Genomic DNA, 14,498 nt, shown 5'->3' on the forward strand with positions numbered 1-14,498 from the left:
TCAGGTAAGTGTCAGTCATACATTATAAATTTGTTAAAAGGATGAACAGCACGTTTTTCTACCTCTGCTGTAACCAGTTGTATTGTGGTAGAAAGTATCGACACAACGCCTCGCTATGCCAGCTAGACGTTGTGTTAAGCAAATAGCCAAGCAGCTACAAACCGTGCACTTTTGACTGGTTTACAGTGTTTATCGCTGTCGTTTTGTTAAGTTGGTAACTGAGGTTGCGGACGAACAGGTGTGAAGTTTGTACGTTCTGTGTCTTTTGGTGTCGTCTGCTGTCGCGTTTGCCGTTTTATTTCTTCGTCTTAGGCACAGCTAGGGTACGTGTCACAGTCCTTGTTTCTGGTTTTGCCATTTTCTTAGCAAGTGCTGTTATACTGCTGCTTGTGCCTGGCATCCAATTCCTAATCTCTGAGTTACTACGAGTTTCAGTAGTCACACGTTTGTGCAACATTTTGTGTAACTGTATGAAAAAAAGACTAGGAAAACCAACGATTGGCTTTCACTTATGAAAGTAAGATGTAAGTCATTATAAACAATAATAACAATGACTTACACTATATGAGTTACTCCCACTCGATTGTACCCGGCGGCTTCGATGTGACATCATAAGTGACGCGGTTGATGCCCTTTACCTCGTTGATGATACGCGTGGCTGTTTCACCGAGGAATTCATGGCTGAACGGGTAATAGTCCGCTGTCATCCCATCGACCGAGTTTACGGCCCGCAGCGCACAAGCGTAGTCATAAGTCCGTCCGTCTCCCATGACACCCACGGTACGAACGGGAAGGATGGCTACGAAGGCCTGCCAAATCTCGTCGTAAAGCCCATGCTTGCGGATCTGGTCGATATAGACCGCATCCGCCTCGCGTAGGATATCCAGCTTGGCGCGGGTGATCTCTCCGGGGCAGCGGATCGCAAGACCTGGTCCGGGGAAGGGGTGGCGACCAATGAAGCTTTGCGGAAGGCCAAGTTCGCGACCCAGCGCGCGCACTTCGTCTTTGAACAACTCGCGCAGCGGTTCGACCAGCTTCAGACCCATCTTCTCGGGCAGGCCACCTACATTGTGGTGCGATTTGATCGTGACCGATGGACCGCCAGAAAAACTAACTGATTCAATGACATCGGGATAGAGTGTGCCTTGGGCAAGGAACTCAGCACCGTCAATGGTGTCCGCATGTTTCTGGAACACGTCGATGAACAGCTTGCCGATGATCTTGCGTTTGGTTTCCGGGTCAGATTGCCCGTCCAGTTCGCCCAGGAATAGTTCTTGTTCGTCTGCGTGGATCAGACGCATGTTGTAGTGGTCCCGGAACATGGTGACGACTTCTTCAGCCTCACCCTTGCGCAGCAAACCGTGGTCAACAAACACGCAGGTCAGCTGGTCGCCGATGGCTTCGTGGATTAGAACGGCCGCGACCGAGCTGTCGACGCCGCCGGATAGGCCACAGATAACCTGCCTATCGCCGACCTGTTCGCGGATTACGCGGATGGCTTCTTCGCGATAGGCACCCATGGTCCAATCGCCCTTGAAGCCCGCCACCTTTACGAACTGCTCATAAAGCTTCGCGCCGTTCGGTGTGTGGTGCACTTCGGGATGGAACTGAACCGCATAGAAGTGACGTTTCACGTCTGCTGTGATGGCAAATGGCGCGTTGGGAGAGGTTCCATAAACCTCAAATCCCGGAGCAATTTCAGAGACATGGTCGCCGTGGCTCATCCAGACCTGTTCGTCGCCGTCTTCGAACCAACCGTCCAGCAAATCCAACTTGGCTTTGGGGGTTACGTAGGCGCGTCCGAACTCGGCAGTGCCGTGGCCGCTTTCCACTTTGCCGCCCAATTGCGTCATCATCGTCTGCTGGCCATAGCAAATGCCCAAAATGGGCACGCCATAGTCAAAGATTTCCTGGGGTGCACGCGGAGACCCTTCACGAGTTACACTGTCGGGCCCGCCCGAGAAGATCACCGCTTTCGGTGCCATCTCGCGCACGAAGTCCATCGTGACGTTCTGATAGGGGTGGATTTCACAATAGACGTTCAGTTCGCGTAAGCGGCGCGCAATCAGCTGCGTCACCTGGCTTCCGAAGTCGATAATAAGAAGGCGGTCGTGGCTCTGATCTGTCATGTTGATCGCTTAGGGCAGGGGAAAGCGTTTCGCAAGTCCCAAGCCGACTTGGATGGCAGTAAATGAGCACGCAATGGCAATTGCCGGTCGATTTTCGGCGGAAAAGCTGGGAATGACCGATAGCAGCGCCAAGTTTGTCGCAATTATCCGGGCCTTGGTGTGATATGCGCTTCGTGCTGGCTTGAAGGACAAACACAACCTATCAGCAGGAGCCATCACTTTGGACATGGCCGCCGTAAATCTGACGGTGCCGTCATATTGGGTGCACTGGTCAGTCATTGCTGTTGAAGTTTCGTTTATGGGTTTCGTACCGGCCCAAGCACGAAAGCAAGGTTCAATCGCCTCTTATTCATAAATTAGCGTTTCACGGTTTGGCGCTTGTTTCCAATGACGCGTCCGAGAAAGAAGAGAACACCACGCTCGAGGTTCTGGTCAACGTGGAAGACAACAGCGATAGCCGGATCAAGACCGCTGTTGCCCCTTTGATGTTGGACGCAAATATCAGATCCCTGTCTTGGGAAGCCGCTAACGACGATTAATGCGACAGGACAAAGGCCTCAAATTCATCAATCTGGCCTGAATGTCGTTTTTGCCTCTGCAAGGCCGCTTCGGGGCAGATTTGCGACAGCGCCTGACCTATCTAAGAAGCAACAGGACAAATTGGAGGTTTCCCATGGCCGAGGCTCGAACACGCCGCCGTGGTGGCGGGGGTGCTGCCCGTCGCGCAGAACGCACTGCTGTCAAAATTGAATGTGAAAAGTTCATCACGCGCAATATTCCGAATCTCGATATCCTCAATGAAGAGGCAATGGAGATCATCGAATACAACGCTGAAACAGTGCTGGAAGAGATCGGCGTTAATTTCGTCGAAAACCCTGTCGCACTTGAGCGTTGGAAAGATGCTGGGGCCGACGTGGATGGCGAACGTGTACGCATTCCACGTGGGCTGGCGCGAGAGCTTTGTAAAACGGCTCCGTCAACTTACACCCAGCACGCGCGCAATCCAGAGCGGAGCGTCGAGATTGGCGGTAAAAGCCTTGTGCTGGCGCCGGTCTATGGCCCGCCCTTCGTAAGAGATGCAGAAGGCGGTCGTCGTTACGCCACGATCGAAGACTTCCGCAACTTTGTGCGCTTGGGATACATGTCGCGCTATCTGCATCACTCAGGCGGCACCGTTTGCGAGCCGACAGATGTGCCGGTGAACAAGCGTCACCTTGATATGCTGCACGCCCACATGACCCTGTCTGATAAGCCCTACATGGGGTCGGTCACCGCGCCTGAGCGCGCACAAGACAGTGTTGAGATGAGCGAAATTCTTTTTGGTAAGGAATTTGTGCAGCAAAACACCGTGATGACGTCCCTTATCAACATCAACTCGCCCATGCAGTTTGATGACGTGATGATGGGTGCGATGGAGGTGTTTGCTGAAAACAATCAAGCCTCGATTATCTCGCCTTTCATCGTGGGTGGTGCAATGGCACCTGTATCGATCGCCGGAACGCTGACGCAGGTTCTGGCCGAGGTTCTGGCAGGTGTGGCCTATAGCCAGCTGGTGCGCAAAGGTGCGCCGGTTGTGGCAGGTACTTTCGTAAGCTCGATTGATATGAACTCGGGCGCACCTACTTTCGGTACACCGGAAGCCGCCAACGTGACTTATGGGGCAGGGCAGCTGTTCCGCCGTTTGGGTTTGCCATACCGTTCAGCCGGGTCTTTCAACGGATCAAAGCTGCCGGATGCTCAGGCCGCTTACGAGACTGCGAACAGCCTGAACACCGGGCTTTTGTCGGGCGTAAACTTCATGTTGCACTCTGCTGGTTGGCTGGAAGGCGGACTGGTCGCGTCTTTCGAGAAGTTCGTGATGGATGCGGACCAATTGGGCGTGTTGCACGGAATTGCCAAGGGCGTTGAAGCCGATGCCAATGCGCAAGCAATGGATGCCATCCGTGAAGTTGGACCTGGCGGGCATTACCTTGGGTGCGAACACACTCAGAAGAACTTCAAATCAGCCTTTTGGCGGTCCGAACTTCTGGACTACAAGCCTTACGAGACTTGGGAAGAAGAAGGCGGGCGTGACACGCAAGCGCTGGCCACCGAAAAGGTCAAGAAGATGTTGTCTGACTATCAGGAACCAACATTGGATCCCGGCATCGCAGAGGGTCTGAAAGACTATATCGCAGAAAAGAAATCTTCGATGCCGGACGCTTTCACCTAAGCTGTTGCGCGTTCAGAATGATTAACGATCTGGAAAGGGGGCTTAACGGCCCCCTTTCCTTTTTGCCTATTCGTGAACGAAATTTAGATCCTAGTTGTGGATCGTGGCAGCAATTGAAGTTCAGCCAAAAGGGCAATCAAAACTTCGACATGACGCGCACAGGAATATGACGCATCCCCCGATTTTCGCGTGTCTTCCAGATGTGCTTCGGTGGCAAGCAACCCATCAACGGCCTGTGATGGCGATGGCGTGGAGTTGGTTTTCATAAGCTTTTTCAAATCCTTGTCTCGATTGTAGTCGCTCAACCCAAACCGAGCAGCGCGCACAAGTAGACGGGGGCGGCGCAGGGTTTTCAGGATGTCGGTTGTGCTTGTCATGGAAGCCTCGCTGTTGTGATTCCATGCCATCATGACTCAACCTGAAGGGGTGTTGCGCCGATCCATGTCGCCGTACGCAGGCATTAATAGTTGTTATGAATTTAGAAACTAGTGTTGAGGAGTAATGACTTAGTTAACGAACCGGTAACCATAAATGGATAGGCCAGTTCGGCTTTAAAACAACTGCGGACTGAGCCTTTGGGGCGGCGTAGGTCTGGGGTTGGAATTAGGAAGGGGCGTAGATGCAAAACACGATTGCTACCGAGATTGACTGCAAATCCATTATGAATTGGTTGCCAAATGAGGTGCAGACTTATCTGAAACACACTGAAGAAGGTGAATCCATCCGGGCGATTGCCCGGCGGATGGGGGTGCACGCATCTACGGTTCTTCGGCAGGTGCGAAAAACGGAAGCGCGTCGAGAAGATCCTTTGGTGGATTCCTTACTGTCGCGCTTGGGTGGTGAACTGCAAGACAGCTCGGACGACTCGATCTCGTTCTCATTTGAGGATGCGAATGATGATCCGATGACACCTTATCTAACGCGTGTCTTACGGTCGCTGTTGGCCGCTAATACCAGTTTGGTTGTGGGCAAAGGTGTCGACACTGCCGTGGTGCTCAGGACGATGCCAGATGCGGACCCTGTGGCCGTCGCAAAAGCACCTGTAGGCGTGGTTGAACTGTTAGCGTTGCTTGAGTGGATCAAGGGCGACGACAAAGGCCGCGTTGCGCGGTATCAGATTACAACGGCTGGGCGGCAAGCCTTAAACAAGCTGCTGGCCCAACAGGAATCGCGGGCAACGGGGTTTGCTGAAAGCCAGTCTTCGTTCCTGGCTGCGGGTTGTGGTGTTTCTGGACCTGCCAAAACTGGTGGTCAGGAAAATGGTGCTCGAGCGAAACAGCGCAAGCCTAGATCAGCAGGTTCAGAGACCCCTGTGCGTGTTCTGGCGAGAAAACGCGGGAAAGACAGTCCTTATCTTGGATCGGATCTAGTTTTAGCAGCAGAGCGGTTAAACCGTGACTTTGCTTTAGGGCAGTTTGAGCATTCACAGACAAATGGGAACTGGTCAAACTGGATGCGCGAAGGGGGGGAAGCCATGCTCCACGGGTCTTCGGATCACAAGTCCGACCGTAAGCTGGATGCACAGCGCAGGTTCGCTGACGCGGTCAAGTCAATCGGGCCGGAGTTGGCCGAGCTGGCAGTCGCGGTCTGTTGCCATGAAAAGGGTATGGAGCGTGTCGAACGGGAAATGTCCATGCCAGCGCGTTCGGGCAAGTATATGCTTCGAATTGCCCTTAAGTATCTGGCGCGTCACTATAAAAAACAGCCCGGCGTAGATCACGAACTGATCTATTGATGATCATATGAGAAGGGGAGTCGTGACGAACCGAATGTCGATTCCCGGACAGGACTGAGTGATCTCATTTGAGATGATCTTTGGATTTGGAATGTCCGGGACCAGAACATAATAAGGTCCCTTGAAACCTGAACCGACCAGCCTTTGACTGACCTCGAGACAGTCGAGCGTGTCACAAATGAACAGCGAAACGACGACATCAAAATCAAGGTCCGAAATCTGCTTTGTACTAAGGCGTGCGAAGACGCTACAGGCCATGAAAACTTCGCGGCCTGATGCATCATACAAATCGGCCAACTCGCGCGTTGTACCGAGAAACAAGATCGTTTGTTCCGACTGCACTGCCTGCTTCATTCCCAGATCGAAGAAAGGGGCGGATTCTTTGTGTTGAATTTTCACCCCGGTACGCCCGGTTATCACCATAAGGGTTAATGATGAAGAGGCAATGCAACCTGTGCGAATAAAATCTTGAATTGACCCAAGACTTGCTAGACGTCATGTCTTGCGTGACGACGAGAAGACTTGAGTATATCGGAAGGCAAGGTTGGCAATGGTTGCGCACAGTATTCTGGATGCATTGCCCATCGCGGCGATTTTCATAGGCGAAGACAGCCGAATTCGTTCGTCAAATGCCAAAGCTCAGTCACTTTTGAATATGGAGCTTGATGGGCGTCACTATGTGACAGCTCTGCGCCAGCCCTCACTGATGGATCATATCGAGAAATCCATGTCGGACGGGCAGGCGGGGCAGGTGGGCTTCATCATTACTGAAGCCGGTCAGGAAGTGGTTTATGAGGTTCACTTGGATCGTGTGGTCACGGGCAAGGCAAGTGAAGACGGTGTGCTTTTGACCTTCATGGATGTGAAGTCGCAAGAAGAAGCCGGTCAGATGCGGTCGGATTTTGTCGCAAATGTCAGTCATGAATTGCGCACACCACTTACAGCATTAACCGGGTTCATTGAGACGTTGCGCGGCCCCGCACGCAACGATGAAGAAGCGCGTGATCGGTTCCTTGGTATCATGGAGGCCGAAGGTAAGCGCATGAACAGGTTGGTGGCTGATCTGTTGTCGCTGAGCCGCGTTGAGGACATGGTTCGAATGCGCCCAAAAGACCACGTCGATGTCTGCGCCATTCTGCAATCTGTGAACAATGCCTTGTCGCAAACGGCGGCAGCACGCGATGTTACGGTCACGATTGAATCTAAGATTGAGACGCCGGTTTTGATTGCTGGCGATCTGGACCAGTTGGCTCAGGTGTTCACAAATTTGATCGAGAATGCCATCAAATATGGCCAAAAGGGTGGTCAGGTGACAGCGACGGTGTCGCGTGTCGATATGCTGCCCGCATTCAAAGGCCCTGCCATTTGTATCACGATCCAAGATGATGGCCCTGGCATTGAAGAATACCATCTGTCCCGTTTGACCGAACGTTTCTATCGGGTCGACAGTCACCGGTCACGTGAATTGGGTGGAACAGGTCTGGGACTTGCCATTGTAAAGCACATCATCAACCGACATCGTGGACGTCTGCGTATCGAAAGCTCGGTGGGTGAAGGCAGTAGGTTTTCGGTTCTGTTGCGTGATGATCTACAAAGTTCAGAATGATGGCGCCGTTAACTATTTCACGACGTTAACTACGGATTCAGCCCATAACGGCGAAATTGTCATACTCCTGTTACACAACTTTCACAAAAGCTTTGATCAGTGGCTTTAGGAGGGCGTCATGTCGTCCACGGACGTCACAATGATTAAACAGGAGATATCCATGTCCTTCGTGAAACTGACCGCCTCAACTCTGGCGATCGCTGCCGTTTCCGCCACCGCTGCTACTGCCCGTGATCAGGTGCAGGTTGCTGGTTCCTCAACCGTTCTGCCTTATGCTTCGATCGTTGCTGAAGCCTTTGGTGAAAACTTTGATTTCCCGACCCCCGTTGTTGAATCAGGCGGCTCTTCAGCCGGTCTGAAACGCTTCTGTGAAGGTGTTGGCGAAAACACCATCGACGTGGCCAACGCTTCGCGGGCCATCAAGGACAAAGAAATCAAGGCCTGTGCCGAAGCTGGCGTGACCGACATCGTCGAAGTTCGCATCGGCTATGATGGCATCGTCTTTGCATCGCAAATCGAAGGCCCCGGCTTCGACGCATTTGAACCCGCAGACATCTATAACGCCTTGGGCGCTCAGGTTGTGGTTGATGGCCAGTTGGTCGACAACAACTTTAACCAGTGGGCTGACGTCAACGCCAACCTGCCGGCTGTAGACATCGCTGCCTTCATCCCCGGAACCAAGCACGGCACCCGTGAAGTGTTCGAAGTGAAGGTTATGGAAGCTGGTTGTAAAGCCACTGGCGCATATGACGTCTTCCTGGCCGCTGCCGAAGGCGACAGCGACAAGGCAAAATCCAAAGCCGCCAAGAAGATGTGCTACAAAGTGCGCACCGATGGCAAATCGGTTGATATCGACGGCGACTACACCGAGACTTTGGCCTCGATCGACGCCAATAAAGACGGCATCGGCATCTTCGGCCTGGCGTTCTACGAGAACAACACCGACAAGCTGAACGTGGCCACCATGTCTGGCGTTTCACCTTCGACGGAAACCATCTCGACAGGCGAATATCCGGTATCGCGTCCGCTGTATTTCTACATCAAGAAAGCACATATCGGCGTGATCCCCGGCCTGAAAGAATTTGCTGAATTCTTCATCTCGGATGAGATCGCTGGCCCGGACGGACCGCTGTCGGAATATGGTCTGGTTGCTGACCCGGAACTGGCGGCCACACAGGCTTTGGTTGCTGCGGAAGACGTGCTGACCAACTAAGACAAACAGGTGGCGCGGGGTTGATTGCCCCGCGCCGCTTTCCCATTCCGTGGGTCGGGACAAAGCCCCACATCTTTGCTGCAAGAGCTGTCAATGTCTGCATTCTGGCTACTTATGATCATCCTGGCGCTGTCCGCCGTCGGATTCATTCTGGGACGAAGCCGCGCCTTATCCTCAGTCAAAGGGGATCGCCGACTTCTTCATTCGCTTCCGAATTACTATGGGTTCAACGTCGCTATGCTGGCGTTTGTGCCGGCTGTTTTGGTGCTTGGCATGTGGGTGATCATTCAGCCGATGTTGATCAGCTCACAGGTCTCGACGCAAATTCCTTCGACGCTTTATGAAGACGCAGGTCAGTTGAACCTGATTATGAGCGACGTAAAGCGTGTGGCAGAGGGTTTGAACGTGGCCGTCGCGCAAGGTGTGATGACTGCAAAAGAGGCTACCCAACTGAGCACCGAAACAACTGACATTCGCGCCCTGTTGGGACAGGTTGGTGTGGCGCTTGGGGGCGATGTTGACCCATCGGTCCTGCAAGCCGCGCAAGAGATGCGTGGCAAGACCGACAGTGGCAACCTGTTCATGACAATTGCTATTTTGGTGGTCGCGGCGGCTGGATTTGTCGCCGCCATGATGATGACACGCGGAGATTTCCGTGCCCGCAACGCGGTTGAGGGTGGGGTGAAAGCCTTGCTGATCGGCGCGGCCTCGATCGCGATCTTAACCACCATTGGCATTGTTCTTTCACTGATCTTCAACACGATTACGTTTTTCGGAATGTTCCCTGCAGGTGACTTCCTGTTTGGCCTGACCTGGTCGCCAGAAGGGCGCGGCGGGTCCGAGCATCTGGGTATTCTGCCGCTGCTATGGGGCACGATCTACATCTCGATCGTGGCGCTTTTGGTGGCGGTGCCCATTGGGTTGTTTGCGGCAATTTACCTGTCTGAATACGCCAACAACGCCACACGCGCTTTTGCCAAACCACTGCTTGAGGTTTTGGCCGGGATCCCCACCATTGTTTACGGCCTTTTCGCGCTGACTGTTGTTGGTCCACTATTGGTCAATTTCTTTGGGGCAGATGGGCTTGGCTGGATGCAAGGCGCACGGTCGGTTGTGACAGCCGGTCTTGTGATGGGCATCATGTTGATCCCGTTTGTGTCGTCTTTGTCCGATGACATCATCAACGCCGTGCCGCAGGCCATGCGCGATGGATCTTATGGGCTGGGCGCGACGCAATCGGAAACCGTAAAACAAGTGGTTCTGCCCGCCGCTCTGCCGGGTATCGTGGGGGCCATCCTGCTGGCTGCCTCGCGCGCCATTGGCGAGACGATGATCGTTGTCATGGGGGCAGGGGCCGCAGCCCGGCTTGACCTGAACCCGTTTGAAGCCATGACCACTGTCACCGCGAAAATCGTCAGCCAGCTGACCGGTGACAGCGACTTTGCAAGCCCCGAAGCCCTTGTGGCCTTTGCGCTTGGCATGACGCTGTTTCTTCTGACACTCGGCCTGAACGTCCTTGCGCTCTACATCGTGCGCAAATATCGGGAGCAATACGAATGAGCGATACAAGCCTTAAGAGCGGTCCTGATACAGGCATGCCGTCGACCAGAACCTCGATCCTGTCGTTAGATCAGCGCACCAAGAAAAGAAATGCGGCCGAGACCCGCTTTCGCGCCTACGGTATTGCAGCGATTGCAGTGGGACTGGTGTTTCTTGTGGTTCTGATCACCTCGATCTTCTTCAAGGGGATCGGTGCGTTTCAGCAAACATTTATCACACTGGATGTGGAACTTCTGGAAAGCAAACTGGACAAAACCGGCGAGCGTGACATTGAGAAGATCAAGAAGGTCACGACCTTTGGTTACAACCCGCTGATTGAGAACGCGCTGAAATCTGCCATGGCTGACGCGGGTGTCGAAAACCCCTTCGCCAAAGGCAAAGATCTGCGCAAGATGCTCAGCTCGGGCGCGGCAGCCGACCTGCGTCGCTTCGTGATCGCGAACCCTGACCGGATCGGTGACACGGTTCAGTTCCGCCTTCTGGCTTCGTCCCGCGTGGATGGGTATCTGAAGGGACGTGTAAGCCGGGAAAGCCTTGCCCGCGATAAGAACCTGACGCCTGTGCATTTGGATGTTGTGGATCAACTTCGGGAAAACAGTGTTGTATACAAGGGTTTCAATCTTAGCTTCATCACAGGCGCGGACGCCTCTGAAAGCCGACCAGAGCAAGCCGGGATTGGCGTGTCTATTCTGGGCAGCTTGTACATGATGCTGGTGGTCTTGGCCTGTGCCTTGCCCATTGGGGTCGCGGCCTCGATCTATCTTGAAGAATTTGCCCCTCAGAACTGGTTCTCGGACCTGATTGAGGTGAATATCTCAAACCTTGCGGCTGTGCCGTCCATCGTGTTCGGTATTCTTGGTTTGGCAGTGTTCATCCAGTTTGCGCACCTTCCGCAATCGGCCCCGCTGGTGGGTGGTCTGGTGCTGACACTTATGACATTGCCAACGATCATCATCTCAACCCGCGCGTCGTTGAAATCGGTGCCGCCTTCCATCCGTGAGGCTGCATTTGGGATCGGCGCGTCCAAGATGCAGACAGTGTTTCACCACGTGCTGCCCTTGGCCATGCCGGGCATCCTGACGGGCACCATCATCGGACTTGCGCAGGCGCTTGGGGAAACCGCGCCGCTGCTTTTGATCGGTATGGTGGGTTATATTGCCTCGAACTATCCGGGCGGAGTGATCGAAGGATTTATGTCGCCGAACTCGGCCATGCCCGCGCAGATCTATGAATGGGCCAAACGCGCCGATCCAGCCTATTACGAACGTGCTTGGGGCGGCATCATCATTCTGCTTATCTTCCTGATGAGTATGAACATCATTGCAATCATTCTTCGTCGCCGGTTTGAGCGTCGTTGGTAAAGAAGGCCGAAGACATGAATGATATGACGAAAGTTGAAAGGGCCGTAGAGATGAGCAATATGAAAATCTCGGCGAAGGGCGTGCAGGTCTATTATGCAGACAACCACGCCATCAAAGACGTCTCGGTCGAGATCGAAGACAAGACCGTCACCGCGTTCATTGGCCCGTCGGGCTGCGGCAAGTCGACCTTCCTGCGTTGCCTGAACCGCATGAATGACACGATCGATATCTGTCGGGTCGAGGGCGACATCCTGCTGGATGGCGAAGACATCTATGACAAACGCGTTGATCCCGTTCAGCTGCGCGCGAAGGTGGGTATGGTGTTTCAGAAACCCAACCCGTTTCCGAAGTCGATCTATGACAATATCGCCTATGGTCCGCGCATTCACGGTCTGGCCCGCAACAAAGCAGAGCTGGATGAAATCGTCGAGAAATCATTGCGTCGCGGCGCCATCTGGGACGAGGTGAAAGACCGCCTGAATGCTCCCGGCACTGGATTGTCAGGCGGCCAGCAGCAGCGCTTGTGCATTGCCCGCGCGATTGCCACTGAACCGGAAGTGCTGCTGATGGACGAGCCATGCTCGGCCCTTGATCCAATTGCGACCGCGCAAGTGGAAGAGCTGATTGACGAGTTGCGTCAAAGCTATTCGGTGGTGATTGTCACCCACTCGATGCAGCAGGCCGCGCGTGTCAGCCAGAAGACGGCGTTCTTCCATCTTGGGAATTTGGTGGAATATGACGACACCACCAAGATCTTCACCAACCCCGAAGATCCGCGCACTGAAAGCTATATCACTGGCCGTATCGGCTAAGGCCCTTCGGGGTAGGAGAAAAGACATGATTGATCAACATATTGCATCCGCTTTCGACCGCGATCTGGAAGAGATTCAAGCACATCTGATGAAGATGGGCGGGATGGTTGAAGTTTCGATCCGAGATGGTGCGAAATCGCTGAAAGGCCGCGACGAAGAGCTGGCCGAGACAGTGCGCAAGAACGATAAGAAAATCGACGCGCTGGATCTGAAAATTCAGGAAGAATGCGCGCGGGTGCTGGCTTTACGTCAGCCAATCGCCTCGGATCTTCGCACTGTGCTGACCGTGATGAAGGTTGCCGCAAACCTCGAACGTATCGGTGACTATGCAAAGAACATGGCCAAGCGGACAACCGTATTGGTGCATATGCAACCCATCGACGGTGCGTCTGGCGCGATCAAGCGGATGGCCAGCGAAGTGCGGCAGATGCTGACAGATGCGTTGGATGCCTATATCCGCCGGGATGAAGAATTGGCGCATGATGTACGTCATCGCGATCTGGAAGTGGACCAGATGTACAACGCGTTGTTCCGCGAGTTTCTGACCTTCATGATGGAGGACCCGCGCAACATAACCTCTTGTATGCACTTGCATTTCATAGCCAAGAATATCGAACGTATGGGCGATCACGTTACGTCTATCGCCGATCAGGTGATTTATCTGGTCAGTGGTGAACTTCCAGAAGAGGCGCGGCCAAAAGGGAATGCGCCCAATTATGAAATGCCAGTTGAAGAAGCTGGCGAGGAATAGGCATGAGCACCGATAAGCCAAGTGTTTTGCTGGTGGAAGACGAACCGGCGCAACGCGAAATCCTTCGCTATAACCTGACCGCCGAGGGCTATGAGGTGGCGCTTGCCGAGAATGGCGATGACGCTTTGATCCTTGTGGAAGAGGTCATGCCAGATTTGATCTTGCTGGATTGGATGTTGCCCGGCGTATCCGGGATCGAGATTTGCCGTCAGGTCAAAACCCGCAAAGAAACGCGGAGTATTCCTGTGATCATGCTGTCTGCGCGATCAGAAGAGGTTGATCGGGTGCGTGGCTTGGAAACGGGTGCCGACGACTATGTGGTCAAACCGTATTCGGTTGGCGAACTGATGGCGCGTATTCGAACACAGCTGCGCCGAACCAGACCGGTTTCGGTTGGGCAGAAGCTGGAATATGTCGATATCGTTCTGGATGGTGAAAGTCACCGGGTCACGCGGGCAGGGGAACCGGTAAAGCTTGGCCCGACTGAGTTTCGCCTTCTGACGACATTGATGGAAAAGCCTGGTCGTGTTTGGAGCCGCGAACAGCTATTGGATCGTGTTTGGGGGCGGGACGTGTATGTGGATACCCGTACGGTTGACGTTCATGTTGGACGTCTTCGTAAAGCGCTTTGTAGGAATGGTGGTGAAGATCCGGTGCGTACGATACGTGGCACAGGATACGCCCTTGGTTGACTTGCGTTGCATCAGAAAGCAACTGTAGCGCCTTGTTAAGTAAAGATATTATCCGTTTGGGGTGCGGGTAGTTTTCCCGATTTCTTCATCAGCATTACGAACCACGCCGCAACACCAATTTGGCTGGCGCTTGAAACTACAGATTGGAAACTGACCGGGCCTGCTATCCGAAAAAGAAGGGATAGTGGCGGAGAGACAGGGATTCGAACCCTGGGTAGGCTTGCACCCACAACGGTTTTCGAGACCGCCCCGTTCGACCACTCCGGCACCTCTCCGCGGGGGTCTTGGGGGGAAGTAATTCGCCTACGTCGCATGTGCAACCACTTTTTTCACCTATTTTGGAAATGCTGGATTAAACGTGATGAACAGCCGCTTGGCAATGCGGGCTCTCGGCGCTAGTCTTGCGCAGAAACTAAAGTTGGATACC

General features: G+C 53.6%; 13 protein-coding genes and 1 tRNA gene. 10 read left to right on the plus strand and 4 right to left on the minus strand.

All coding sequences use genetic code 11. The features are described from left to right. Positions 1-569: 569 nt before the first annotated feature. Positions 570-2,129, minus strand: a complete 1,560-nt coding sequence (gene guaA / locus AC0L6A_RS09150; protein ID WP_473289444.1) for a glutamine-hydrolyzing GMP synthase — start codon at positions 2,127-2,129, stop codon at positions 570-572. Positions 2,130-2,500: 371 nt separating this feature from the next. Between guaA and AC0L6A_RS09155 the strand changes: the two genes are divergently transcribed. Further along, the gene (locus AC0L6A_RS09155; protein WP_473289446.1) at positions 2,501-2,668 is read left to right on the plus strand and encodes a hypothetical protein; all 168 of its coding nucleotides are present in this window, start codon (positions 2,501-2,503) and stop codon (positions 2,666-2,668) included. Positions 2,669-2,802: 134 nt separating this feature from the next. Next, entirely contained in the window at positions 2,803-4,341 is a 1,539-nt protein-coding gene (locus tag AC0L6A_RS09160) for a trimethylamine methyltransferase family protein (protein WP_473289447.1), read from the plus strand. 83 nt (positions 4,342-4,424) lie between these two features. Here the strand turns inward: AC0L6A_RS09160 and AC0L6A_RS09165 are convergent, their stop codons facing one another. Beyond that, a complete protein-coding gene (locus AC0L6A_RS09165) occupies positions 4,425-4,718 on the minus strand; it encodes a DUF6477 family protein (protein ID WP_473289448.1) in 294 nt (97 codons plus the stop codon). 242 nt (positions 4,719-4,960) lie between these two features. Between AC0L6A_RS09165 and AC0L6A_RS09170 the strand changes: the two genes are divergently transcribed. Beyond that, on the plus strand, positions 4,961-6,076 hold the full coding sequence (locus tag AC0L6A_RS09170) for a DUF6456 domain-containing protein (protein ID WP_473289449.1): 1,116 nt from the start codon (positions 4,961-4,963) through the stop codon (positions 6,074-6,076). A 3-nt stretch (positions 6,077-6,079) separates the two neighbouring features. Here AC0L6A_RS09170 and AC0L6A_RS09175 read toward each other — a convergent pair whose 3' ends face one another. Then, entirely contained in the window at positions 6,080-6,475 is a 396-nt protein-coding gene (locus AC0L6A_RS09175) for a hypothetical protein (RefSeq protein ID WP_473289450.1), read from the minus strand. A gap of 151 nt (positions 6,476-6,626) precedes the next feature. On the opposite strand from AC0L6A_RS09175, the gene AC0L6A_RS09180 reads away from it, so the two are divergent. The 7 genes from AC0L6A_RS09180 to phoB all read left to right on the plus strand — a co-directional run bounded on the left by AC0L6A_RS09180 (position 6,627) and on the right by phoB (position 14,071). Further along, positions 6,627-7,682 (plus strand): ATP-binding protein, encoded by a 1,056-nt coding sequence (locus AC0L6A_RS09180; protein WP_473289451.1) that lies wholly within the window; start codon positions 6,627-6,629, stop codon positions 7,680-7,682. 160 nt (positions 7,683-7,842) lie between these two features. Next, positions 7,843-8,895 carry a substrate-binding domain-containing protein gene (locus tag AC0L6A_RS09185; protein WP_473289453.1) on the plus strand — a complete coding sequence of 351 codons (1,053 nt, stop codon included), beginning with the start codon at positions 7,843-7,845 and terminating at the stop codon, positions 8,893-8,895. 93 nt (positions 8,896-8,988) lie between these two features. Further along, positions 8,989-10,455, plus strand: a complete 1,467-nt coding sequence (gene pstC / locus AC0L6A_RS09190) for a phosphate ABC transporter permease subunit PstC (RefSeq protein WP_473289455.1) — start codon at positions 8,989-8,991, stop codon at positions 10,453-10,455. Continuing rightward, complete coding sequence (gene pstA, locus AC0L6A_RS09195; RefSeq protein WP_473289457.1) at positions 10,452-11,816, plus strand: phosphate ABC transporter permease PstA; 1,365 nt, start codon at positions 10,452-10,454, stop codon at positions 11,814-11,816. The genes pstC and pstA overlap by 4 nt, the downstream gene beginning before the upstream one ends. Positions 11,817-11,830: 14 nt before the next feature. After that, positions 11,831-12,628 (plus strand): phosphate ABC transporter ATP-binding protein PstB, encoded by a 798-nt coding sequence (pstB, locus tag AC0L6A_RS09200; protein ID WP_473289458.1) that lies wholly within the window; start codon positions 11,831-11,833, stop codon positions 12,626-12,628. A 25-nt stretch (positions 12,629-12,653) separates the two neighbouring features. After that, entirely contained in the window at positions 12,654-13,379 is a 726-nt protein-coding gene (gene phoU, locus AC0L6A_RS09205) for a phosphate signaling complex protein PhoU (RefSeq protein ID WP_473289460.1), read from the plus strand. Positions 13,380-13,381: 2 nt separating this feature from the next. Next, positions 13,382-14,071, plus strand: coding sequence for a phosphate regulon transcriptional regulator PhoB (gene phoB, locus AC0L6A_RS09210; RefSeq protein WP_473289461.1), 690 nt, complete (start codon positions 13,382-13,384; stop codon positions 14,069-14,071). A gap of 185 nt (positions 14,072-14,256) precedes the next feature. Here phoB and AC0L6A_RS09215 read toward each other — a convergent pair. Next, a tRNA-Ser gene (locus AC0L6A_RS09215) sits at positions 14,257-14,346 on the minus strand. Between the last annotated feature and the right edge of the window lie 152 nt (positions 14,347-14,498).

This window comes from Aliiroseovarius sp. D2-2 (assembly GCF_055809455.1).